The sequence below is a fragment of the Bacillus sp. Cr_A10 genome, assembly GCF_029222665.1.
Lineage (GTDB): Bacteria > Bacillota > Bacilli > Bacillales_A > Planococcaceae > Psychrobacillus.
Window position 1 is genome coordinate 83,976 of record NZ_JARHXR010000016.1, and the last position, 21,462, is coordinate 105,437.

Consider the following 21,462-nt stretch of genomic DNA (forward strand, 5'->3'; position numbering starts at 1 on the left):
ACATGCTGTTATTTTACATTATTATTTCACTAGTAATCATTCAAAGAATAACGGAAGTATTTATAGCTAAACAAAATGAAAAAAAGATGCTTGCACAAGGTGCATATGAAGTAGGTGCTGCTCATTATCCATATATGGTAGCTCTTCACGTCAGCTTTTTTGTTAGCTTGATTGCAGAAGTTCTAATTTTTGAGCGAGGCATTTCTCCTCTATTCCCTTTATTTCTTCTAATTTTTTTATTTGTACAAGGTTTACGTATTTGGTGTTTAACAACTTTAGGTACTTTTTGGAATACGAAAATCATTATTCTGCCTGGAGCACGTGTTGTTTCTAAGGGTCCATATCTTTTTATCAAACATCCAAATTATGTGGTTGTGTGTATTGAAATTGTGCTACTACCACTAATGTTTCAAGCTTATATGACCGCTCTTTGTTTTACTCTTCTAAATCTTGCTATGCTATCCGTTCGAATACCTTTGGAAGAAAAAGCTTTAAGTGAAGCTACTAATTATAATGAAGAATTTAAAAAGAAGATTTCAGCGTCTTAAACTGAAATCTTCTTTTTATTTATCTATTCATTTCATTATTTGCTGCTTCTTCTACTGCTCTAGCTACTAAATGATGCACCATAGGATCTAGAGGGTTTGGTATTAACTCACCAGGTTTGGTATGGCTCACAATAGCTTGTGCTGCTGCAATTAACATCGTGTATGTAATTTCCTTTGCACCTGCATCTAAAGCTCCTTTAAATATCCCTGGGAAGCCAATAACATTATTAACTGAGCGTCCGTCTGCTGCGAAGGCTGCTCCTGCTGCTATTGCAGCAGATGGCAAGATCTCTGGATTTGGATTAGATAGAGCTAAAATTATTTGACCCTTTCTTACCATTTCTGGCTTAATCAATCCTGAAACTCCAGTAGTTGCAATGATAATATCACAAGTCTCCATCATCTCTTCTAATGAAGCAATCGTTTGTCCACCATAATTAACCAATCGATTTTGAGCTTCTTCTTGTCTATCTAAACCGTACACTTCTTCTACACCATAAGCCATTAGCATACGACAGATAGCCAACCCTGCAGCACCTAGTCCAACTTGACCAATTACCGCAGTTTTAGGATCAACTCCTGTTGCTTTGCATGCAGATAATATTGCAGCAAGTGCCACAACAGCAGTACCATGCTGATCATCATGCATTACCGGAATAGGAAGTTCCGCTTTAAGACGTTCTTCTATTTCGAAGCAATGAGGAGAACCAATATCTTCTAGTAATATTGCTCCAAATCCTTGATGTATATGCTTTACAGTTTCAACGATTTCATCTGGATCACTTGTATTTAATAGAATAGGTATTCCACTTAAACCAACAAACTGATCTAATAACACGGCTTTCCCTTCCATTACAGGCATACCGGCTACTGAACCAATATTACCTAGACCTAAGATAGCTGTACCATCCGTAACGATAGCTACTGAGCTTCCAATGGATGTAAAATAATTTGCTTTCTCTGGATTATGTACAATTTCCATACAAACACTCGCTACACCAGGTGTATAAATTCTTTGTAAATCTCCTAATGATCGTACATCCAGCTGACTCTTCATCGCGATTTTTCCGCCTTCATGAGCTTTCAGTACATCATCAGTAACAGCATGTATCTTAACACCATTTCCAATGGCTTCAATATTAGAAATAACTTGTTGCAATTGTTCTTCCGATTTAAAAGTGATAGAAATATCACGAACAGTTGTTAAAGCACCGCTCTTTAACGTCGTAATATCACCAATATCTCCTTCTGCCATTCCAATTGCAGTTGCTACTTTTGCAAAATTACCCGGTCTAGAAGATGTTTCAACAATGAAGTTTCGTATAATATGTTGGTTTTGCATGTAAATTCTCCTTACTTTCTCTCATTCAATCATAAATTATAACATAAATATCTTTTATTCGTAATAAATATACGAAAGGTTTCATTGATTAGTATATTCCTTTGTAATAGCATCTCAACCAATTTTATATTACACTTCTAAACCCTAAAAATTCTCATTATATTACTGTTAAATTGAATTATTTATAGTCATACAATATAACCAATGGATCTTAGAACATTATTTATAAAGGCATGAGAATACTCAAAAATCTCTTCCCTTTCAGGTTCTTGATGCAAATCATGAAAGCAATTTTTCCATGACTTATATTGATACTCAGATAGCTCTTGCTTTTTAAACCACGCTGCAGTATATGTGATATCTGCAATCTTATCTCTTTCAGCAGTCATTAATAATAACGGAACATTCGGTACTGATTCCGTTGATTGTAAAATACTTTTCATAAGTAATTGGAGTTCTATGTACCAATCATTCGAAACGATCGTATGGTAAGTAGGATCATCAATAAATTGTTGATAAATATCATAGTTTCTCGTTAATTCCTTTAGCTGAATATCATGGTTAATCTTTTGTTGTACTGGTAATTTTGCCAGTGCATTTGTCCATTTAGATGGCTGTTTCTTTAATTGCAACCAAGGAGACGTTAAAATGACACCAGCATATTCTATTTGTAATTTGTGTAGCACTTTAATAAGCAGGGTTGCTCCAAGTCCATGGCCAAGAATAAAAATTGGTAAATTATAAGTAACGGCTACTTGTAAAGCAAGCGTTATATATTCTTTATATTGTTCAAAAGATTCATTATGTATTTTTTTTCCTCTTGTCTGTTCACCATGTCCTGGTAAGTCTCCCATTACAATATGACAGTTAGAACTTCTAAACTTTTCAATTAACCAAGCATATCTTCTATGATGTTCATATGCACTATGAACAATGACAATTACTGCTTTAGGTTTTTCTTCTGCTTCCCATTTCCACATGAACATCACCTCTTGTTTTGTTTTGTACCGAATGTCTACTTCAATTATTTGATTATTTTTCTTCATTTGATAACATTAATTATATTCTATTTACATAAGGAGCGTGAGCATATTGATTTATCCATTTAAAGGCAAATATCCAACAATAGATGAATCTGCATTTATTGCTGATTATGTCACAATTACAGGCGATGTGACAATCGGACAAGAGTCTACAATTTGGTTTAATACGGTAATCAGAGGGGACGTTGCTCCTACGATTATTGGACGAAGAGTGAGTATCCAAGATTTATGTTGTTTGCATCAAAGTCCTAATAACCCTCTTGTTATTGAAGATGAAGTGACAATTGGACACCAAGTTACGTTACATAGCTGTACTATTCGAAAAGGTGCTTTGGTTGGAATGGGCTCTATTATTTTGGATGGAGCTGAGATCGGTGAAGGTGCATTTATCGGTGCTGGAAGTTTAGTAACCCAAGGTAAGAAAATTCCTCCTAATTCACTTGCCATAGGTAGTCCTGCAAAAGTTGTTCGGGAGCTATCTGAGGAAGACAAAGAAGATGTGCAACGTATTATTCGTGAATACGTAGAAAAAGGGCAGTATTATAAATCACTTCAAAAATAAAACTAATTTTCTTTAAAAAAGAGGCTATCCTATAACAGGAAGCCTCTTCTTTATTATTTCTTATAAACCAGCTTTTTGTCTTAACAAATCTGCTTTATCTGTTCTTTCCCATGGTGCATCAATGTCAGTACGACCAAAATGTCCATACGCAGCTGTTTGCTTGTAAATAGGACGACGAAGGTCTAGCATTTTAATAATACCAGCTGGACGAAGGTCAAACAATTCACGAATATGTGAAACTAATTTTGCCTCTTCTACTTTCCCAGTACCAAATGTGTCTACTGCGATTGATACAGGTTGTGCTACACCAATTGCATAGGCAAGTTGTACTTCACAACGATCTGCAAGTCCTGCTGCAACAATATTTTTTGCAACGTAACGAGCTGCATATGCTGCAGAACGGTCTACTTTTGTTGGATCTTTACCAGAGAACGCACCGCCTCCATGACGAGCATATCCACCGTAAGTATCTACAATAATTTTACGACCTGTTAAACCTGCATCCCCTTGTGGTCCACCAATTACGAAACGACCAGTTGGGTTAATGAAATATTTAGTATTTTCATCAATTAAATTAGCAGGAACAATTGGATTGATAACTACTTCTTTTAAATCTTTTTGAATTTGTTCTAACGTTACTTCTGGGTGATGCTGAGTCGAAATAACAATTGTATCTATATGAACAGGATTGTTATTTTCATCATACTCCACAGTTACTTGTGTTTTACCATCTGGACGTAAATAGTCTAAAGTTTCGTCTTTACGAACGTCTGCTAAACGACGAGCCAACTGATGAGCTAAACTAATTGGAAGTGGCATAAGTTCAGGTGTTTCATTACACGCGTAACCAAACATTAAACCTTGGTCTCCTGCTCCAATTGCTTCAATATCAGAATCTGTCATAGATCCTTCACGTGCCTCTAAAGCTTGGTCAACCCCTTGAGCAATATCAGCTGATTGCTCATCTATAGAAGTTAATACTGCAGAAGTTTCAGAGTCAAAACCATATTTTGCACGAGTATAGCCGATTTCTTTAATAGTTGAACGTACAACTTTTGGAATATCAACATAAGTGGATGTTGTAATTTCCCCTGCAACTAATACTAACCCTGTAGTCACTGTTGTTTCACAAGCAACACGTGCGTTTGGATCTTCCGTAAGAATTGCATCTAGAATTGCATCAGAAATTTGATCACAAATTTTATCTGGATGCCCTTCTGTAACTGATTCAGATGTAAATAATCTGCGTTGTGTCATAGAATATTCCTCCTATATCCTGCGAGATCTCTCTCAAGAATTGATACGGTACTCATTCCCATGTCAAGCCATTTCAAATCAAATAGATTAAACTTGAAGCCGTTTCGGACTTGGCACACAAGGATAAAGGGCGATGTTATAAAAAAAACCTCTCACTCACGTTTGATTACATGAGGAAAGGCTATTAATATCATAAGCACCTTTCACTCTTATCAATCAAGGAATCTCACCTTGTCTCAGGTTGGGCACCTTTGCAATAAAAAAATTACAGGTTGCCGGGTTTCATAGGGCCTGACCCCTCCACCAGCTCGGGATAAGAGTATCCGTTCAATTTACCATCATACGTAAGTTGTAACGAGAAGTCAATATTTATTTGTTGACAATTTATTCACAAACAAAAAATAATCAATCCATTAGTATAGACTATTAAGTTAAATGTGTTATACTAATTCACATATGAATGCTATATCCCTTTATTTTTTTAGGGAAAACAATAAAAAGGATGGTATACCAATATGAATTCAATCGATACTGTGAGTGAACTGAACGAATTGTTAGCTGGAGAGAATGTACACATTCAGTTATCAGTGCCGCAACTTGTGGAAAAAGCAACATCAAGAGGTGAGGCTGTTTTAACATCTACAGGAGCAGTGAAAGCAGAAACAGGTAAATATACAGGTCGTTCTCCACAAGATAAGTACATTGTAGATGAACCTATATCAAGAGACAAAATCGATTGGGGTCCTGTAAACCAACCAATTTCTTCTGAAATTTTCGAGTCACTCTATAAAAAAGTAACAGACTACCTTGCAACACAAGATGAACTATTTGTGTTCAAAGGATTTGCAGGTGCGGATAAGGATTCACGCATAGGAATTCAAGTAATAAATGAATATGCTTGGCACAATCTATTTGCCCATCAGTTATTCATTCGTCCTTCAGAAGAAGAACTGACAACCCATAAAGCAGATTTCACAATTGTCAGTGCACCTAACTTTAAAGCAAATCCAGCAGTGGACGGTACAAAATCAGAAACATTTATTATCGTTTCAATGGAAAAACGCATTGTATTAATCGGTGGTACTGAATATGCTGGAGAAATGAAAAAATCTATATTCTCTATTATGAACTATTTACTGCCAGAAGCAAACATTTTACCTATGCACTGTTCTGCAAACGTTGGTGAAGATGGTGATGTAGCATTATTCTTTGGTCTTTCAGGAACAGGAAAAACAACACTTTCTGCAGATGCAGGACGTAAATTAATCGGTGATGACGAACACGGTTGGTCTGATAATGGAGTATTTAACATTGAAGGTGGATGCTACGCTAAATGTATCGACCTAACTCGCGAAAATGAGCCTCAAATTTTTGACGCGATTACATTTGGAACGGTTTTAGAAAACGTCGTAGTAGATGCAGAAACACGTATTGCTAATTATGCCGATAATTCTTTAACTGAGAATACACGTGCTGCTTACCCAATCCAAAATATAGAAAATATAGTAGACCCATCTGTAGCTGGTCACCCAAATACAATTATTTTCTTAACTGCTGATGCTTTCGGCGTATTGCCTCCAATCAGTAAATTAACGAAAGAACAAGCAATGTACCACTTCCTAAGTGGATTCACGTCTAAATTAGCAGGTACTGAGCGTGGAATAACTTCTCCACAACCAGCTTTCTCAACTTGCTTCGGTTCTCCATTCCTACCATTGCATGCAACTGTTTATGCTGAAATGCTTGGGAAGAAAATCGATGAACACGGTGCACAAGTATTTTTAGTAAACACTGGCTGGACTGGTGGAGAATACGGTGTTGGAAGTCGTATGAAGCTTTCTTACACACGTACAATGGTTCGTGCTGCAATTGAAGGTAAGCTAAATGAAGTAGAAACAGAAACTGACGCAGTATTTGGCTTATCAATTCCTACACAAGTAGAAGGTGTTCCTTCTGAAGTATTAGTACCACGTAATGCATGGGAAGATAAAGCTGCATACGACCAAAAAGCTAGCGAGCTTGCTCAAGCGTTCCGTGAAAACTTTAAAAAGTTTGGAACTGTATCGGAAGATATCACGCTAAAAGGTGGACCTTTAGCATAATAAAAAAGTGCAAAGCTGCTTAATGTAGTTTTCCAAAGAATAAAGAGGATGTCCCATTCATATGGTGACATCCTCTTTTTTAGTCTGCATAATCATCATAATAATGCGTTATAACCGAAGGAGAAAAGATGGATATAAAATTCTTCGCCTCTTCTTCGTCTACCTTATACAATATGATTTCTGATCCATAATGACTTATCTCTAACTGTTCATCACCGTCTACGTGAAAGAACATAGCAAACCATTTCAAGCCGCCATTTACATCAATTGAATGACTTCTCAAAAAAAGTCGATTATCCTCATTCAGATTAATTGTTAATACCTTCATTAATCCTTCATCCATTACCGAAATAGCTCTGGCACTTAGTTCTTCAATCGAAGCTAATTCTTCTTTCCAACAATGAATGACAACTTCCTGAAAATCCGAAGTATAATTATCCCAAAGATCTGTCCAAAAACTCGTATTAGTTGCGAACGAAGATTTATCATTTGTACTTGTTGTTTCAATAGATACGACAATGTTCCCCATCTATTAAACCCCTTTCTGCATTTTCATCCACATACAAGCATCCTTCACCACTTGTCGATTGACTTTACTTGGAAAGAAATGCGTGAAGTCGTGAAAATACCATGTCTCTACAACCTTATCATTCCCTAATAACGCTTCTTCTAAAACCTTCGCATGTTCAAATGATACATTCAAATCCTTTTTACCGTGAATGATTAGCGATGCTGCTTTTATTTCATTAATATGTGCAAGGGCATTACGATTTTCGTATGCTTCTACGTTTTTAGTCGGTGTACCTCCTATAACACGCTTCATCATTCGTCTCATGTCGGTTCGTTCATCATAGGTTAAAAAAATATCTGAAACACCAGACCATGTTACAAGGGAAGTAATATCATTTCGTAAAATTGCAATCCAAAGAGCCATAATACCACCTCTTGAAAAGGCAAATAAGTGAATTCGATTTATAAGACAAAACTGCTTTAAAACATCTACTGCATAAACTGCATCCCACCGATCCTCGCCAGCAAATTCATCTCTTCCTTCCCCTCCTCGGTTTCCACGGTAATAAGGAGCGAATACGACAAAACCTTCAGAGGCAATTTGTGCAATTCTGGCTGGTCTTACCATTCCTATACTTTGCATACCGCCCCTACAATATAAAATACCCTCGTAAGAACCATTTTTTATAGGCTCCGCAAGCATTCCTTTTACCCGATACCCGCAGGACCAATAAGTAATTTCAGATAGCTTAATACGCGGATTTGGTGATGGATAACTTTTAATTCTCTCGATTGTTCCATTTTCCTTCAAGCGCGCTCACCTTTTCTAATATCGCCTTCATACCAGCATCTCTCATGTGAAAGCTTAAATTATTATTATTATTATTATTATGTAAAAAATCATCTGTACTTAACCAAAGAGCACCGTCAGTTTCGAAATTTGGTCTCTTCTCTTCAATATACCCAACCTCTGCAATAAACACTGCCTTACAAAATGGTTTCTCATCATGTACAAGGTATTCTGCCAACCATTCTACATTTATTATCTCCACATTTGTCTCTTCCCAAGTTTCTCTTATAGCAGCTTCTAGTATAGATTCGTTCCCTTCCACTTTTCCTCCAGGAAACTCTAAACCCCTCTTTGGATGCTTTGTTAATAGCCATTTTTTTTGATGTTTTGCTAACACTAAAACATGTCGAGCTTCAATAGAGAAAGTATTTTTTTCAAAAGACAAATCCACTTGAATTCCATTTAAATCTTTAAAAGAAATTATCATCATTTCCCTCACTACTAAGTCTTTTTTTACGCCTAGTTATTCTTCATTGTTGATATGCCAAGCTATTAAACGGTACTGTGCAAAGCTCATCGCAAACGTGTAATGTTGATGAAAAGGATAGGTACCGGGAACCTACTGATTCTCTGAATTTACATACGTTTCGTATGTCGAGCTTACATCCATGTTCTCTATTTAACCGTAATAATTAATTGATAATAGACCAATATCCGAGCATGATTCCTATATCAGCTAAACTATGACTGATAATTGGTGCTGTTAAAGAATTTAATTTAAATCGAAATATTCCCCACATACAGCCTGCTAAAAAAACGGGGAGTATTGCTAACACATTAAAAGGAAAAGTAAAAATTTCTATTACAATGATTAAATGATATAAGCTGTAGAAAAAGGAGGGAATGAATATAGACATAATATTGCCTACTCTATCCAATAATCGAGAATAGATAAATTCTCTCCAATAAAATTCTTCTAAAAAAGGATTGATTAGTACTAACACTAGCACAAATAAAATAACCTTTGCTCCTACAAAGTCCCATTTTTCCAACAAACTCTTCAAATGTGTAATATCGATAACTGGAAAATAAGATACAAAACTATAGATGGAAAATAAACACACTAAACCGCTAATAAGCCCTACTACAATATTCTTTTTGGTTAGTGGTAGCATTACACGATATCTGCTTTTTTTATCCCAAAATCTGATAATTAGAGGAACAAACAATAACCACCCATAAAAAAGAAAAAAAGTGATTAAAACATTATTTAATACAGCAAGCCCAAGGAAAATCATAATCGTTGGAGCAATCAATAATATTATTTGTTTTATCATAGGCCCTCCCAGTGTATCCTTATTTAACTATGTTAGCATAAATATGAAAAAAGACTTAGCTTCCTGCTAAGTCTTTTCGCTTCTTATTCCGATTGTTGGTCTAGTTTATAATGTTCATTTCCTTCTTCTCTATTTTGTGCAATATTTTGTTTCGATTTAAGTTGAGGCGATTGGTTCAATAGGGAACTCACATTACGATAGTTCGTATTATTTTCATTGCCTTTGCGTTTGATATAACCACTTTTTCTACTCAACGAATACTCTCCTACTTTCATTAAAATATGGAAGTGACTCAATTAGTGATCTTGATTCTTCATTGCTAAATTCATGAATCAGCGCATATAATTTCTTCATTCTTATATCATACTCATCATTTTCTTTATCTAAATGATATAATCTTATTGGAATATGTGCTCTCCAAAAGTTACTCATTTCTGCATCACTTAATTGCTCAAAAAGCTTTTGAAATACAGGAATTATTTCACGATCCGCTACTATTTCATATTCCCATGGAGATTCATCCGGATAAATATAAACTTTCCGGTGTGAAACTGAAACATACACTTTCTTCAAATCCATTTGCACACATCCTTTTTGTTAAGTATGTCTCCAAATAAAAAAAACATGCACCACTTGGGTACATGTTTTTTTATTAAACTTGAATATCTACAACAGACCCTTTATAAGGATGTGGAGCAGAAGTTTGAGGCATGTTTTCTAAAAGTCCTACAGCAGCTACTGTTTCCATATTCAAAGCATTTTTCAACACGCTCATTTGAACCGTTTGTTGTAGCTCCATTAACTGTGAAGACATAATGGAATTAATATCCATAATCATTCCTCCTTTTTACAAGTTTAATATCGGAAACTTTAGTAAAAAGTTTATTTATTTGAATCACCTAAAAATGCATTTAGCATCCATTGATGTTTTTCGATTTTTTGGTAAATAGCATTTAAAATATCTTCAGTCATGTCATCCTCATCTTTCGCTGCCTCTTCCATCCCTTTTTTTAGAGACTTCATAATTTTATCAAAATCAGCTACTACTGCTTCTACCATTTGATCGGCAGATTCCTGGTTAGTAGCTTCCTTTACATCTGAAAGCTCTAAATGTTCTTTTAACGTTGCAACTGGATTACCACCTAGAGTTAAAAGACGCTCTGCAATTTCATCCATATTAAGCGTTGCTTCATTGTAAAGCTCTTCAAATTTTGCGTGTAAAGTAAAAAAGGATGGCCCTTTTACATACCAATGAAAGTTGTGTAATTTGGTATACATCACCGACCAAGTTGCTACTTGTTTATTTAATTCTTTATTTAGTGCTGCTGACATAATTTCGACACTCTCCTTAGACAAATAGTTGTAATCACTTTTCATATACCACTCAATTACTTACAATAAACATAATGAATAGTACATTGGAGTGAAAATAATATGGTATTTTGGATTTTAGGTTGCGCAATTATATTGAGTATATTCGGATTTATCTTTTTATATAAAATAGCGATGAATGAAAAGCCAACTGGTATTAATGCACAACCTAAGGATGCTGAATAAGTCATGAAATATATTATCATTGGAATTTTTCGTTTCTATCAAAAGTTTATCTCTCCTATGACAGGACCAAATTGCCGATTTTATCCAACATGTTCTCATTATGGTGTAGAAGCTGTACAAAAGCATGGAGCAATTAAGGGTGGATACTTGACTGTAAAAAGAATATCTAAATGTCACCCATTTCATGAAGGTGGTATTGATCCTGTTCCAGATGAATGGCCTTTGAAGAAAAAATAACTTCAAAGGTTTTTTTTCTTGCTTTTATTTATATTGTCTTGTAAGATTAAAAAGTTCAAAAATATTAAAACGTAATCATTACTATTTAGGAGATGACCAAATGAAAAAGACACTTCTACTATTTTTTATAGTTCTACTGATTTTATTTACAGCAGCTTGCGGTAATAATAAAGTCGAAGAAGCAACAACTCAAGAAAAGAACGAGGAAATACAAATTTATACGACCGTTTATCCTCTTCAATATTTTGCTGAAAGAATTGGTGGAGATGCAGTCTCTGTGTCCTCGATATATCCTGCTGGTGCCAATGAACATACATTTGAACCTACTCAACAAGATATGATGTCACTTGCGGATGCGGACTTATTTTTCTATATAGGACTAGGTTTAGAAGGATTTGTGGAGAATGCCAAAAAAACTTTAGCAAACGAGAATGTTAAAATGGTAGCAACGATTGATGCAGTTTCGGACGATCAATTAGATGCATCTCATAGCGAGCATGAGGAAACAACGGACGAAGACCATCATAGCGAGCATGACGAAGGATCGGAAGAAACAAGTGAGCATACGGAAGAGGGTCACGAAGATCACGATCATGGCGGGGTAGATCCTCATGTATGGATTTCTCCAAAAATAAGTCAAAATCTTGCTCTTTCTATAAAAGATTCTCTTATAGAAGCTGCTCCTTCACAAAAAGATGCTTTTGAAAATAATTACGAGGAATTGATTGCAGAGTTACAACAATTGGATGCAGATTTTAGTGAAATGGCACAAAATTCACCGAACAAGACATTTTTCGTTTCACACTCAGCATTTGGTTATATTGCAAATACCTATGATTTAGAGCAAGTAGCAGTTGCTGGTCTTAATTCACAAGACGAACCTTCTCAAAAAGAGCTTACAGAAATAATTGACATTGCAAAGGCTAAAAACATATCGTATATATTGTTTGAACAAAATGTCTCATCCAAGCTAACGGAAGTAATTCAACAAGAAGTTGGAGCTAAAAGCTTAGTATTACACAATTTAGGTGTACTATCCAAAGAAGATATTAAAAACAAGGAAACCTACTTCACATTAATGAACAAAAATCTAGAAACATTGAGAACTGCTTTACAATAATAATAAGCCCAAAGAAATTTTAAAATTCTTTGGGCTTTTATAATTCAATAAGACAAGGAGCTTGTTTCCATTTTTTATTTAATCGATGATAAGCTTCATCAGCTCTCTACGCATTAACTTATTCGAGGCATTTCGAGGTAAATGCTCGACAAAGTAGTAATCCACCGGTTGTTTATAGGAAGCAATTTGCGTCTTCATGAAATCTTTTAATTCGTCCTCAGTCACGTTCTCTTTTAAAACTACAAATGCTATTGGAACTTGTCCCCATTTATCATCTCGTTTTCCTGTAACACCCGCTGCTCTTACTGCTGGATGTTCTATTAGAGCCTGCTCTACTTCTGCTGGATATATATTTTCACCACCAGATATGATTAAATCAGAACGACGATCCAAAACAAACAAATATCCTTCATCATCAATATATCCAACATCTCCAGTATGAAGCCACCCATTAACTAATGGATTTTTCGATTCTGAAGCTCCGACATATCCTCTTGTTACATGGGGGCCTTTAATACAAATCTCACCGATGTTTTCTTCCCCATCTATTCGGACGTCCGCAAAGAACAATGGTTTACCGGCTGATCCTAATTTACGAATAGCATCCTCGCATGAAAGAGTTGTTGTTTGAGAGGCTGTTTCGGTCATACCATATGTTTGAAGAACTGGAATGTTCCGTTCAATTGCTCTTTCTAAATAATTTAAAGGTACTGGTCCACCACCAACAAGCATTGATTTAAAAGTACTTGGGAAAGATAAATCTTTCTCTTCTAGTACGGTAATTATTCTTTCGAGCATTACAGCTACAAGAGACATTCCCGTAACTATCCCACCTAAGATTTCCTCTACTGCTTTTTCTGCATCGAATTTAGTATGAAGACGGACAGTCATACCATACAAAACTGATCTCATTAAAATAGAGAAGCCACTAATATGAAATAATGGAACTGTACATAACCAACAATCATTTGGTTGTACACCTAAATTTAATGCGGATCCAGTAGCACTCATTACATGATTATCAAGCGATTGTCGTACCCCTTTTGGTTTGCCTGTAGTACCTGAAGTATACATAATGGTTACGGTGCGATCTTTTGGCCACTCAGTTTCTAAGTTGAACGAAACTCCTTCTACACTTTCAACCTCTGTAAAGGAAAGCTTGTTTACATGAAAAAGATTTCTTTTGTCAAAAGAATCAACTAATAAAAATTCAGCTTTACTATCTTGTAATTGATAGCTTAATTCTTCCTCAGTTAAACGTTCATTCAGCAGAACTAGCTCACAACCAAGCTGCATACAACTATGTAAAACAATTACTAACTGAGCACTAGAGGATGCTAAGATTGCTACTCTCATTCCAGGTAATACACCTTTAGAATGTAGTCGTTTGGCAAATAAAGTTGCCTCCTCATTCAATTGAGCAAATGTCCATTCTTGCTCCCCAAAGCTTAGTGCGATTCGATTTGGGGTCAAGCTTGCACGTTTTAATAATAAATTTGGGTACATTTTTTACCTTCATCTCCTTTAGAGAAAAAAGCTGCCCTAAAGTAGGACAGCTTCATTGCTAACATTTTTTCCATTAAAAAATCATGGAAAACGAGGGAATTGACCAAAATCAGGTTTACGTTTTTCTTTAAAAGCATCGCGACCTTCTTTTGCTTCATCTGTTGTGTAGTAAAGAAGTGTAGCATCTCCTGCCATTTGTTGCAGACCTGCTAGACCATCTGTATCTGCATTCATAGCAGCTTTCAAGAAACGAAGTGCAGTAGGACTCATTTCAAGCATTTCCTCACACCATTGAACCGTTTCATCCTCTAATTGTGCATATGGGACTACAGTGTTTACTAAGCCCATATCAAGCGCTTGCTGTGCATCGTATTGACGACATAAATACCAAATTTCACGAGCCTTTTTATGTCCAACAATACGTGCTAAATAGCCAGAACCATAACCAGCATCAAAAGAACCAACTCTAGGTCCTGTTTGACCAAATCTTGCATTGTCAGCTGCAATAGTCAAGTCACAAACTACGTGTAATACATGACCTCCACCAATTGCATATCCCGCTACCATTGCTACTACTGGCTTTGGAATGACACGAATTAAACGCTGTAAATCCAAAACATTTAAACGAGGAATTTCGTCTTCTCCCACGTATCCGCCATGTCCGCGGACTTTTTGGTCCCCACCTGAACAGAACGCGTGCTCACCCTCACCAGTCAAAATAATAACACCAATATTTTTGTCATCACGAGCACGTGAGAAAGCATCAATAAGCTCCATAACTGTTTTTGGTCGAAACGCATTTCGTACTTCAGGACGATTGATCGTCACTTTAGCGATTCCATTATAGAATTCATACTTAATGTCTTCATATGTATGTAATGTTGTCCATTCACGAGTCATTTTTATTCCTCCTTTAAAATAATATCCTTTACTATTGTAGCAAACAATTCAGGTTTTTCCACATGAATTGCATGTCCAACATTATTAACCTGCTTGTGAGCACTATTTGGAAGTATTTTTTGCATTTTTTTTGCTATTTCATAAAACTTTTGATCAAACTCTCCAGTAAGCAGCACAGTTGGATTTTTCAGCTCTTTTAACTTATTCCAATAGGAAGGCTGCACTCCTGTACTAAATCCCCTTAAACTATTCGAGAGACCTGTTTTGGATCCTGCTAATCTCTCTTCGCGAATTTTCATCTGTTTTCCAAGAGACAAAGACCTTTGTGAATGAAACAAAGGAATACTCTCCCAATAATCAACAAAAGATCTAATTCCTTCATTTATTATTCTTTCCGCAAGTATCTCATCTGCCTGCTTTCTTTTTATTCGTTCTTCCTTAGATTCTAATCCTGGTGAGCTACTTTCAAGTATCAATTTATACACTGGATATTTAGCTGCATACGCAAGCGCTAAACGACCACCCATAGAGTAGCCAACGAGTGTAAAATGAGTCCAATTTATTTGTTTAAATAGGCTGTGTAAGTCCTCTATTTGTTCTTCCACATAATAGCGTTCAAAATCAGTTGGCTTTGATGTTTGACCGTGACCTATTAGGTCAACTGTAAGGATGTCCATAGATGTTGGCAGACAAGTAATTACTTCTTCCCAAGTATCACTAGAGCCAGTAAACCCATGAAGAAAAACTACCTTATTTTTTGCTCCCGAATTATACCGTTTTATTTGCATGCTAATATTTCGTATAGTTAAGTTTATTAATTCCAAACTGAGTCTAACTCCTTCGAAATAGCAGTCCATAGCTTTCTGTGTGTTTCTGTATTCACTTGACGATTTGTAAATACTTCAATAATCCGAATATCTTTTCGTTTTTGCTCACTTAACACCTTATGGAAGTCTTCTTTTGTATGTACAGCATCATATTGTGCATCATACATAGCTGCAATATGTGAGAATTTAAGACCCGTAGGTGTTCCAAATAAGTGCTCAAAATAATTTGTTTCTGTTGATTGTGGCAAATAAGAGAAAATACCTCCCCCATCATTGTTCATCACTACAACAGTTAGATCCGTTTTTTGGAACCTACTTACGATTAACCCATTTACATCATGTAAAAAAGCTAAATCGCCAATTAGCAAATATCCAGGACGTTTAGTAGCTGCATATACCCCTAAAGCAGTAGAAACTACACCGTCTATCCCGTTAGTCCCTCTATTTGCATATATTTGAATATCCTTCGTTGTTTTATTGTAAAAGGTATCTACATCTCGAATTGGCATGCTACTACTTGCAAATAAAAAATCGCCATCTGATAATACTTCAAACAATGTGGCAGCGAGTGCACCTTCGTCTTCTTCTGTTTCCAAATAAGCTTGTACATGTTTTGTTGCAATGTCATTTGCTTTTGACCAATCTTTTAAGTAAGTAGAAGCTTGTTTTTCTTCAATTGGATTCCATAAGGTAGCTGCACCGACTTGCACATGCTGTGTCACAATATGTAGGGAGTCGCGGAAAACAGAACTTTCATCTACTGCGATGAATACGTTTGGTTTACATGCCTTTAAAAATTGTGTCAATGGTTTTGAAACAGGCTGTGCACCAAAACGAATGACTATATTTGGTGCCGCGTATTTTTTAAAGGAATTATCCTTTAATAGCGCATCATATTGATCGATACATAAATGCATACAATCCTCTGGAACTGAACTTCGTAAATTAGATAACGGATCTGCTAAAACTGGCCATTGAACTGTTCTAGCAAATTCCCAAAATCCTTCGGTTGTAGGAAGTGAATCACCAACAATGAATAATCCTTTGTCTTCTTTTTGCAACTGCTCTTTATACCAAGAAATAAATTGTTGACTAGGGACAAGCTGCCCCACCTCGGACTGACTAATCTGAGTTAAGGGTTGTTGCTGCTCCATATTAATCAGTAGTGGCTCACGAAATGGAACATTAATATGCACGGGACCCATCGGAAAAGCTTTTGAAGTAGTAATCGCCCGTTGAATATGACGTTCGATAAAGGGCAAACTTTCTTCATCTGCCTCTGGTATCGGAAAGTCAACTGTCCATTTCACATGCTTTCCAAACAAATGGATTTGATCAATCGCTTGAGGAGCACCAACTTCTCTTAATTCATGTGGTCTGTCAGCTGTAATAACTAACAAAGGGATTCGTGCATAATAAGCTTCCACAATTGCTGGAAAGAAGTTCGCTGCTGCAGTTCCCGATGTGCAAAGTAATACGACTGGGGATTTCTTTGCTTTTGCAATTCCTAAAGCAAAGAATGCAGCAGATCTTTCATCAATTTGACGATAGAACTCAAATCCTTCACTTTTCGCAAAGCCATATGCCAACGGAGTTGATCTAGAGCCGGGACAAATAACAACGTCTTTAACACCCGACTGTTTCACTGTTTCTACAAAATGATTTACATAAGCTGTTAAATAGTTGCTGTTATTCATTCATGTTTCCTCCAAGTGTTCGAAGCATTGGTCGAAACTTCACACGAGTTTCTTCAAATTCCTCTATAGAAGATGACTCTGCAACAATTCCACCGCCTGCAAATAGATAAGCCTGATCATTTTCTATTAATGCTGATCGGATACCAACCGCGAATTCTCCATCACCATCTGTATTGATCCATCCAATAGGTGCTGCGTAATAACCACGATTCATCTTTTCCGCTTCTCTAATAATTTCTACTGCCTCTTTTCGAGGTTCCCCACCTAATGCAGGTGTAGGATGCAACGCCTCAACAAATTCAAATAGGGATACTCCTTTTTTTACTTTCCCTTCAATTGGAGTAAATAAGTGCTGTATATCTCTAATTTTCATTAATTTTGGCCTTGATGGAATCCTAACATCTTCACAATATTGATTAAACACTTTTCGAATCATCTCAACAACAAATTGATGTTCTCCAAGGTTTTTGCTATCTGCCAATAAGCCTTCGCCTAGTTGTTTGTCTTCCATCGAATTTTTACCACGTCTAACAGAACCAGCAAGTCCTGCTGATAATACGTGGCCACTTTCTACTTTTACTAATCTCTCTGGTGTAGCTCCTAAAAAGATTTTATCATCCTTCTCTAATCCAAATAAATAACTTTCTGGTTGCTCTAATGATGCATTATAAATTGCTGTGGAAGAGGAGAAGTTTTTATCAAAGGTAAGCTTTAGAGAACGACCTATTACTACCTTATTAACTTCGTTGTTCCGAATTTGATTTGTTACTTTCTCTACAGCTTGCAAATATTCATTTTTTAATCGGTCTTCACGTCCAATTAAATGAGGCTTTTCATGAACTTTTAGTTCTTTTACCTGTGCAGTATGAATCAAAGCATCACGTTCCATCCGTAATTGCTCAAAGGGCTCCATACTATCTTCTTCCTCTGTAATATAATGAACACTTACAAATGCTTGTTCATTTTTAATTACAAGCTGAAATGTTGGAACAGCAAAAAAACTAGATGGGAATGTATCCCACTCAGATGAAATGTTATTTTTAGGATCAAAAGAGAAAGCACCAAATAGAATAGGAGAAACGTCAATTTTCTCTTTTAATGAAGTCTCACATAACTCTTTCCATTTAGTAGCGATATCCGTATATCTAGTATCTTCTAGTTCATTAGTAAGTATATGAGCATGTCCTAAACCGACTAATGTAAAAGACTTCTCTTTATTTTGCCAGAAAAATCGCTTTCCTTTATAGCTTTCATCTCCCGCCTCGAAAAAAGCATGAGCTGACAATCTTGATACTTCGATAGTTTCTGTATAAAAACGTAATGTTGTTTTCTGTTGACCGGTGGTGTTCGGCATAAATATTACCTCCGTTAAATAACCTTATGATGCATTCATTATCTATTAAATTACTCTACCCTTAATCATACAACTTTCTACCGTTTTCGGCACACATTTAGCAATGAATATATGCTAAAATTGAGGTTGATTCTTTAAAAGGAGAGAAAAACCTATGTCTCATGAACTTCAAGCCGATAGAGGTTGGCGAATTTGGTGGAAATTAACAAGACCCCATACATTAACAGCTTCATTTGCTCCTGTATTTTTAGGAACGATGATTGCACTTTATTACACAAATATTAACTGGCTTATTTTTTTAGCAATGTTATTCGCTTGTCTTTTTATACAGGCTGCTACCAATATGTTTAACGAATATTATGATTTTGTACGAGGATTAGACAGTGAGGAATCCATCGGGATTGGAGGAGCAATAGTCCGAAATGGTGTAAAGCCTAAAACTGTTTTGCAACTTGCATTAATGTTATATGGACTTGCAGCTTTACTAGGTATATATATATGCTACGAATCTTCCTGGATGTTACTAGTCGTTGGTGGAATCAGTATGCTAATTGGATATTTATATACTGGCGGACCTTATCCGATAGCGTACACCCCATTTGGAGAACTTTTTAGTGGTATTGTTATGGGAATGCTAATAGTACTAATATCTACTTTCATTCAAGTAGGTTCTGTACCAAACTCTGCGATCCTATTATCGATACCAAGTGCATTGCTTGTAGCTGCAATTATGCTATCTAACAATATTCGAGATATTGTTGAAGACAAAAAAGGTGGCAGAAAAACAATGGCTATCCTCGTAGGAAGAAAAAATGCGATTACTATTTTAACATCTTTCTTTCTTGTGTCCTACCTTTGGATTGTTGTGTTAGTTATTCTACAAGATGTTACTCCTTGGGCTTTATTAGTCCTATTAAGTTTGAAGAAACCAATACATGCCATAAAACTTTTTAGAGAGAAAGAAAACCCACTTGAAGTTGGTTTAGCAATGAAAGATACAGCACTTACAAATACAATTTTTGTTTTCTTACTTGGAATTGGCTTATTAATAGGTTATTTCATCTAAGCAAAACAAAAATAGGCAAGGAAGTTTATACACTTCCTTGCTTTTTTATTGCCCACTACAAAATAATTAAAAAGGATATAAATGAATCCTATTTTCTTTTGTGTAAGTTAGAAAAGAATAAAGAAATAGTTATTAAACAAAAATATACAAAAAAAAGCATGATTCCGAATTGGAAACATGCTTTTTAATATGACCCCTACGGGATTCGAACCCGTGTTACCGCCGTGAAAGGGCGGTGTCTTAACCGCTTGACCAAGGGGCCAAACATATGGCGGAGAAGGAGGGATTTGAACCCTCGCGCCGGTTGCCCGACCTACACCCTTAGCAGGGGCGCCTCTTCAGCCACTTGAGTACTTCCCCATATGATGGCTCCGAAGGTAGGACTCGAACCTACGACCGATCGGTTAACAGCCGATTGCTCTACCACTGAGCTACTTCGGAATAATGGTGGGCCTAAATGGACTCGAACCATCGACCTCACGCTTATCAGGCGTGCGCTCTAACCAGCTGAGCTATAGGCCCATTATTGGAGCGGGTGAAGAGAATCGAACTCTCATCATCAGCTTGGAAGGCTGAGGTTTTACCACTAAACTACACCCGCATTAAATGGTGGCTCAGGACGGAATCGAACCGCCGACACAAGGATTTTCAGTCCTTTGCTCTACCGACTGAGCTACTGAGCCTCTTCGATTTATGCTAAGCCGCGCAACTCTTTGTCAGCTTCACTCACTCATTCAGTCACGTACTTTAGTACGCTCCTTCTTTCGTTCGATTGCTTCCTCGATTTGCTTGCTTATCCTAAATCTCTATTCGATTTGCACTAAGCTAGTATCTCTTCGTCAGCTGTATTTGTTCAGTCAGTTATGTACTTTAGTACGTTCCTATCTTCACTCAATTGCTTTCTAGACCTACTTGCTTATTTCAAATCTTTAAGTTTAATTATTAAATGGCGGTCCCGACCGGGATCGAACCGGCGATCTCCTGCGTGACAGGCAGGCATGTTAACCGCTACACCACGGGACCATTTGGTTGCGGGGACAGGATTTGAACCTGTGACCTTCGGGTTATGAGCCCGACGAGCTACCGAACTGCTCCACCCCGCGATAATAATATATATTAAGTTTTGTAGAATGAAGAAATTAATTCTTTCATCAACAATTTGGAAATGGAGGAGGAAGAGGGATTCGAACCCCCGCGCGGTTTGACCCGCCTGTCGGTTTTCAAGACCGATCCCTTCAGCCAGACTTGGGTATTCCTCCGAAATATTGTTGGTGGACCTTGCAGGACTCGAACCTGCGACCGGACGGTTATGAGCCGTCTGCTCTAACCAACTGAGCTAAAGGTCCTTAAGATGGCGGCAGAGGGAGTCGAACCCACGACCTTTCGGGTATGAACCGAATGCTCTAGCCAGCTGAGCTACGCCGCCAAGTTTTTAAATCTTTTATAATATGGTGGAGCCTAGCGGGATCGAACCGCTGACCTCCTGCGTGCAAGGCAGGCGCTCTCCCAGCTGAGCTAAGGCCCCATATTAATAAATACTGGTCGGGAAGACAGGATTCGAACCTGCGACCCCTTGGTCCCAAACCAAGTGCTCTACCAAGCTGAGCTACTTCCCGTCTATATGGCGCGCCCGGCAGGAGTCGAACCCACAACCTTCTGATCCGTAGTCAGACGCTCTATCCAATTGAGCTACGGGCGCATGTATCT

23 protein-coding genes, 14 tRNA genes and 1 riboswitch are annotated in these 21,462 nt (G+C 36.9%); of the genes, 7 read left to right on the forward strand and 30 right to left on the reverse strand.

What is annotated here, in order from left to right; translation table 11 throughout:
* Window positions 1-2: 2 nt before the first annotated feature.
* Window positions 3-548: an isoprenylcysteine carboxyl methyltransferase family protein gene (locus tag P2Q73_RS16050; RefSeq protein WP_371256580.1), complete on the forward strand. Its 546-nt coding sequence runs from the start codon at window positions 3-5 to the stop codon at window positions 546-548.
* 19 nt (window positions 549-567) lie between these two features.
* Here P2Q73_RS16050 and P2Q73_RS16055 read toward each other — a convergent pair whose 3' ends face one another.
* Window positions 568-1,890 carry an NAD-dependent malic enzyme gene (locus P2Q73_RS16055; RefSeq protein WP_053588557.1) on the reverse strand — a complete coding sequence of 441 codons (1,323 nt, stop codon included), beginning with the start codon at window positions 1,888-1,890 and terminating at the stop codon, window positions 568-570.
* Between the two features lie 188 nt (window positions 1,891-2,078).
* Window positions 2,079-2,870: an alpha/beta hydrolase gene (locus tag P2Q73_RS16060; RefSeq protein WP_056832883.1), complete on the reverse strand. Its 792-nt coding sequence runs from the start codon at window positions 2,868-2,870 to the stop codon at window positions 2,079-2,081.
* A 112-nt stretch (window positions 2,871-2,982) separates the two neighbouring features.
* Here P2Q73_RS16060 and P2Q73_RS16065 point away from each other — a divergent pair, with 112 nt between their 5' ends.
* Window positions 2,983-3,495 carry a gamma carbonic anhydrase gene (locus P2Q73_RS16065; protein ID WP_053588555.1) on the forward strand — a complete coding sequence of 171 codons (513 nt, stop codon included), beginning with the start codon at window positions 2,983-2,985 and terminating at the stop codon, window positions 3,493-3,495.
* 60 nt (window positions 3,496-3,555) lie between these two features.
* On the opposite strand, the gene metK is transcribed toward P2Q73_RS16065, so the two are convergent.
* On the reverse strand, window positions 3,556-4,752 hold the full coding sequence (gene metK, locus P2Q73_RS16070) for a methionine adenosyltransferase (RefSeq protein ID WP_053588554.1): 1,197 nt from the start codon (window positions 4,750-4,752) through the stop codon (window positions 3,556-3,558).
* 206 nt (window positions 4,753-4,958) lie between these two features.
* Window positions 4,959-5,072, reverse strand: a riboswitch (SAM riboswitch).
* Window positions 5,073-5,267: 195 nt separating this feature from the next.
* On the opposite strand from metK, the gene pckA reads away from it, so the two are divergent.
* Complete coding sequence (pckA, locus tag P2Q73_RS16075) at window positions 5,268-6,854, forward strand: phosphoenolpyruvate carboxykinase (ATP) (protein WP_275789084.1); 1,587 nt, start codon at window positions 5,268-5,270, stop codon at window positions 6,852-6,854.
* Between the two features lie 79 nt (window positions 6,855-6,933).
* Here pckA and P2Q73_RS16080 read toward each other — a convergent pair whose 3' ends face one another.
* The 8 genes from P2Q73_RS16080 to P2Q73_RS16115 form a co-directional block, all read right to left on the reverse strand.
* The gene (locus P2Q73_RS16080; protein ID WP_275789086.1) at window positions 6,934-7,383 is read right to left on the reverse strand and encodes a hypothetical protein; all 450 of its coding nucleotides are present in this window, start codon (window positions 7,381-7,383) and stop codon (window positions 6,934-6,936) included.
* Between the two features lie 3 nt (window positions 7,384-7,386).
* Window positions 7,387-8,175, reverse strand: coding sequence for an alpha/beta hydrolase family protein (locus P2Q73_RS16085; protein ID WP_275789088.1), 789 nt, complete (start codon window positions 8,173-8,175; stop codon window positions 7,387-7,389).
* Complete coding sequence (locus P2Q73_RS16090) at window positions 8,144-8,644, reverse strand: NUDIX domain-containing protein (RefSeq protein ID WP_345798854.1); 501 nt, start codon at window positions 8,642-8,644, stop codon at window positions 8,144-8,146. The genes P2Q73_RS16085 and P2Q73_RS16090 overlap by 32 nt, the downstream gene beginning before the upstream one ends.
* 202 nt (window positions 8,645-8,846) lie before the next feature.
* A complete protein-coding gene (locus tag P2Q73_RS16095; protein ID WP_231687516.1) occupies window positions 8,847-9,491 on the reverse strand; it encodes a CPBP family intramembrane glutamic endopeptidase in 645 nt (214 codons plus the stop codon).
* An 83-nt stretch (window positions 9,492-9,574) separates the two neighbouring features.
* Window positions 9,575-9,745 (reverse strand): hypothetical protein, encoded by a 171-nt coding sequence (locus P2Q73_RS16100; RefSeq protein ID WP_156316728.1) that lies wholly within the window; start codon window positions 9,743-9,745, stop codon window positions 9,575-9,577.
* A complete protein-coding gene (locus tag P2Q73_RS16105; RefSeq protein ID WP_231687515.1) occupies window positions 9,738-10,070 on the reverse strand; it encodes a transposase in 333 nt (110 codons plus the stop codon). The genes P2Q73_RS16100 and P2Q73_RS16105 overlap by 8 nt, the downstream gene beginning before the upstream one ends.
* A 73-nt stretch (window positions 10,071-10,143) precedes the next feature.
* The gene (locus P2Q73_RS16110) at window positions 10,144-10,323 is read right to left on the reverse strand and encodes a YjfB family protein (RefSeq protein ID WP_053588550.1); all 180 of its coding nucleotides are present in this window, start codon (window positions 10,321-10,323) and stop codon (window positions 10,144-10,146) included.
* A gap of 50 nt (window positions 10,324-10,373) precedes the next feature.
* Window positions 10,374-10,823: a Dps family protein gene (locus P2Q73_RS16115; RefSeq protein WP_053588549.1), complete on the reverse strand. Its 450-nt coding sequence runs from the start codon at window positions 10,821-10,823 to the stop codon at window positions 10,374-10,376.
* Window positions 10,824-10,925: 102 nt separating this feature from the next.
* Between P2Q73_RS16115 and P2Q73_RS16120 the strand changes: the two genes are divergently transcribed.
* From P2Q73_RS16120 to P2Q73_RS16130, 3 genes are all read left to right on the forward strand, one after another.
* Window positions 10,926-11,048 (forward strand): hypothetical protein, encoded by a 123-nt coding sequence (locus tag P2Q73_RS16120; protein WP_275789092.1) that lies wholly within the window; start codon window positions 10,926-10,928, stop codon window positions 11,046-11,048.
* Window positions 11,049-11,051: 3 nt separating this feature from the next.
* Complete coding sequence (yidD, locus tag P2Q73_RS16125; RefSeq protein ID WP_056832875.1) at window positions 11,052-11,285, forward strand: membrane protein insertion efficiency factor YidD; 234 nt, start codon at window positions 11,052-11,054, stop codon at window positions 11,283-11,285.
* 100 nt (window positions 11,286-11,385) lie between these two features.
* Window positions 11,386-12,405: a metal ABC transporter solute-binding protein, Zn/Mn family gene (locus P2Q73_RS16130; RefSeq protein ID WP_275789094.1), complete on the forward strand. Its 1,020-nt coding sequence runs from the start codon at window positions 11,386-11,388 to the stop codon at window positions 12,403-12,405.
* A gap of 78 nt (window positions 12,406-12,483) precedes the next feature.
* Here the strand turns inward: P2Q73_RS16130 and P2Q73_RS16135 are convergent, their stop codons facing one another.
* The 5 genes from P2Q73_RS16135 to P2Q73_RS16155 all read right to left on the reverse strand — a co-directional run bounded on the left by P2Q73_RS16135 (window position 12,484) and on the right by P2Q73_RS16155 (window position 18,689).
* Window positions 12,484-13,911: an o-succinylbenzoate--CoA ligase gene (locus tag P2Q73_RS16135; protein ID WP_275789096.1), complete on the reverse strand. Its 1,428-nt coding sequence runs from the start codon at window positions 13,909-13,911 to the stop codon at window positions 12,484-12,486.
* Between the two features lie 81 nt (window positions 13,912-13,992).
* Window positions 13,993-14,811, reverse strand: coding sequence for a 1,4-dihydroxy-2-naphthoyl-CoA synthase (menB, locus tag P2Q73_RS16140; RefSeq protein WP_053588545.1), 819 nt, complete (start codon window positions 14,809-14,811; stop codon window positions 13,993-13,995).
* A gap of 2 nt (window positions 14,812-14,813) precedes the next feature.
* On the reverse strand, window positions 14,814-15,635 hold the full coding sequence (gene menH, locus P2Q73_RS16145; protein WP_053588544.1) for a 2-succinyl-6-hydroxy-2,4-cyclohexadiene-1-carboxylate synthase: 822 nt from the start codon (window positions 15,633-15,635) through the stop codon (window positions 14,814-14,816).
* Window positions 15,626-17,335 carry a 2-succinyl-5-enolpyruvyl-6-hydroxy-3-cyclohexene-1-carboxylic-acid synthase gene (menD, locus tag P2Q73_RS16150; RefSeq protein ID WP_275789099.1) on the reverse strand — a complete coding sequence of 570 codons (1,710 nt, stop codon included), beginning with the start codon at window positions 17,333-17,335 and terminating at the stop codon, window positions 15,626-15,628. Before menD ends, menH begins: the two co-directional genes overlap by 10 nt.
* Entirely contained in the window at window positions 17,328-18,689 is a 1,362-nt protein-coding gene (locus tag P2Q73_RS16155) for an isochorismate synthase (RefSeq protein ID WP_275789101.1), read from the reverse strand. The genes menD and P2Q73_RS16155 overlap by 8 nt, the downstream gene beginning before the upstream one ends.
* A 154-nt stretch (window positions 18,690-18,843) precedes the next feature.
* Between P2Q73_RS16155 and P2Q73_RS16160 the strand changes: the two genes are divergently transcribed.
* Complete coding sequence (locus tag P2Q73_RS16160) at window positions 18,844-19,755, forward strand: 1,4-dihydroxy-2-naphthoate polyprenyltransferase (RefSeq protein ID WP_056832866.1); 912 nt, start codon at window positions 18,844-18,846, stop codon at window positions 19,753-19,755.
* Window positions 19,756-19,945: 190 nt separating this feature from the next.
* Here the strand turns inward: P2Q73_RS16160 and P2Q73_RS16165 are convergent.
* From P2Q73_RS16165 to P2Q73_RS16230, 14 genes are all read right to left on the reverse strand, one after another.
* Window positions 19,946-20,017, reverse strand: a tRNA-Glu gene (locus P2Q73_RS16165).
* A 7-nt stretch (window positions 20,018-20,024) separates the two neighbouring features.
* Window positions 20,025-20,115: transfer RNA gene (locus tag P2Q73_RS16170), tRNA-Ser, on the reverse strand.
* 6 nt (window positions 20,116-20,121) lie between these two features.
* A tRNA-Asn gene (locus tag P2Q73_RS16175) sits at window positions 20,122-20,196 on the reverse strand.
* A 4-nt stretch (window positions 20,197-20,200) separates the two neighbouring features.
* A tRNA-Ile gene (locus P2Q73_RS16180) sits at window positions 20,201-20,277 on the reverse strand.
* Window positions 20,278-20,282: 5 nt separating this feature from the next.
* A tRNA-Gly gene (locus P2Q73_RS16185) sits at window positions 20,283-20,356 on the reverse strand.
* A 6-nt stretch (window positions 20,357-20,362) separates the two neighbouring features.
* A tRNA-Phe gene (locus P2Q73_RS16190) sits at window positions 20,363-20,438 on the reverse strand.
* 264 nt (window positions 20,439-20,702) lie between these two features.
* Window positions 20,703-20,778 (reverse strand) — tRNA-Asp (locus P2Q73_RS16195).
* A gap of 3 nt (window positions 20,779-20,781) precedes the next feature.
* Window positions 20,782-20,858 (reverse strand) — tRNA-Met (locus P2Q73_RS16200).
* 63 nt (window positions 20,859-20,921) lie between these two features.
* Window positions 20,922-21,014, reverse strand: a tRNA-Ser gene (locus P2Q73_RS16205).
* A gap of 10 nt (window positions 21,015-21,024) precedes the next feature.
* Window positions 21,025-21,101: transfer RNA gene (locus P2Q73_RS16210), tRNA-Ile, on the reverse strand.
* A 6-nt stretch (window positions 21,102-21,107) separates the two neighbouring features.
* Window positions 21,108-21,181 (reverse strand) — tRNA-Met (locus tag P2Q73_RS16215).
* Window positions 21,182-21,204: 23 nt separating this feature from the next.
* Window positions 21,205-21,280 (reverse strand) — tRNA-Ala (locus P2Q73_RS16220).
* Between the two features lie 14 nt (window positions 21,281-21,294).
* Window positions 21,295-21,371: transfer RNA gene (locus P2Q73_RS16225), tRNA-Pro, on the reverse strand.
* Between the two features lie 6 nt (window positions 21,372-21,377).
* Window positions 21,378-21,454: transfer RNA gene (locus P2Q73_RS16230), tRNA-Arg, on the reverse strand.
* Between the last annotated feature and the right edge of the window lie 8 nt (window positions 21,455-21,462).

Bases quoted from the DNA above. Each gene is read 5' to 3' on its own strand.
- yidD (WP_056832875.1), top strand. From the start codon at position 11,052: ATGAAATATATTATCATTGGAATTTTTCGTTTCTATCAAAAGTTTATC.
- P2Q73_RS16155 (WP_275789101.1), bottom strand. From the start codon at position 18,689: ATGCCGAACACCACCGGTCAACAGAAAACAACATTACGTTTTTATACA.
- P2Q73_RS16160 (WP_056832866.1), top strand. From the start codon at position 18,844: ATGTCTCATGAACTTCAAGCCGATAGAGGTTGGCGAATTTGGTGGAAA.
- metK (WP_053588554.1), bottom strand. From the start codon at position 4,752: ATGACACAACGCAGATTATTTACATCTGAATCAGTTACAGAAGGGCAT.
- P2Q73_RS16110 (WP_053588550.1), bottom strand. From the start codon at position 10,323: ATGGATATTAATTCCATTATGTCTTCACAGTTAATGGAGCTACAACAA.
- P2Q73_RS16135 (WP_275789096.1), bottom strand. From the start codon at position 13,911: ATGTACCCAAATTTATTATTAAAACGTGCAAGCTTGACCCCAAATCGA.
- P2Q73_RS16090 (WP_345798854.1), bottom strand. From the start codon at position 8,644: ATGATGATAATTTCTTTTAAAGATTTAAATGGAATTCAAGTGGATTTG.
- P2Q73_RS16080 (WP_275789086.1), bottom strand. From the start codon at position 7,383: ATGGGGAACATTGTCGTATCTATTGAAACAACAAGTACAAATGATAAA.
- menD (WP_275789099.1), bottom strand. From the start codon at position 17,335: ATGAATAACAGCAACTATTTAACAGCTTATGTAAATCATTTTGTAGAA.
- P2Q73_RS16060 (WP_056832883.1), bottom strand. From the start codon at position 2,870: ATGTGGAAATGGGAAGCAGAAGAAAAACCTAAAGCAGTAATTGTCATT.
- P2Q73_RS16050 (WP_371256580.1), top strand. From the start codon at position 3: ATGCTGTTATTTTACATTATTATTTCACTAGTAATCATTCAAAGAATA.
- P2Q73_RS16130 (WP_275789094.1), top strand. From the start codon at position 11,386: ATGAAAAAGACACTTCTACTATTTTTTATAGTTCTACTGATTTTATTT.
- menB (WP_053588545.1), bottom strand. From the start codon at position 14,811: ATGACTCGTGAATGGACAACATTACATACATATGAAGACATTAAGTAT.
- P2Q73_RS16095 (WP_231687516.1), bottom strand. From the start codon at position 9,491: ATGATAAAACAAATAATATTATTGATTGCTCCAACGATTATGATTTTC.
- pckA (WP_275789084.1), top strand. From the start codon at position 5,268: ATGAATTCAATCGATACTGTGAGTGAACTGAACGAATTGTTAGCTGGA.
- P2Q73_RS16115 (WP_053588549.1), bottom strand. From the start codon at position 10,823: ATGTCAGCAGCACTAAATAAAGAATTAAATAAACAAGTAGCAACTTGG.
- P2Q73_RS16120 (WP_275789092.1), top strand. From the start codon at position 10,926: ATGGTATTTTGGATTTTAGGTTGCGCAATTATATTGAGTATATTCGGA.
- P2Q73_RS16055 (WP_053588557.1), bottom strand. From the start codon at position 1,890: ATGCAAAACCAACATATTATACGAAACTTCATTGTTGAAACATCTTCT.
- P2Q73_RS16105 (WP_231687515.1), bottom strand. From the start codon at position 10,070: ATGGATTTGAAGAAAGTGTATGTTTCAGTTTCACACCGGAAAGTTTAT.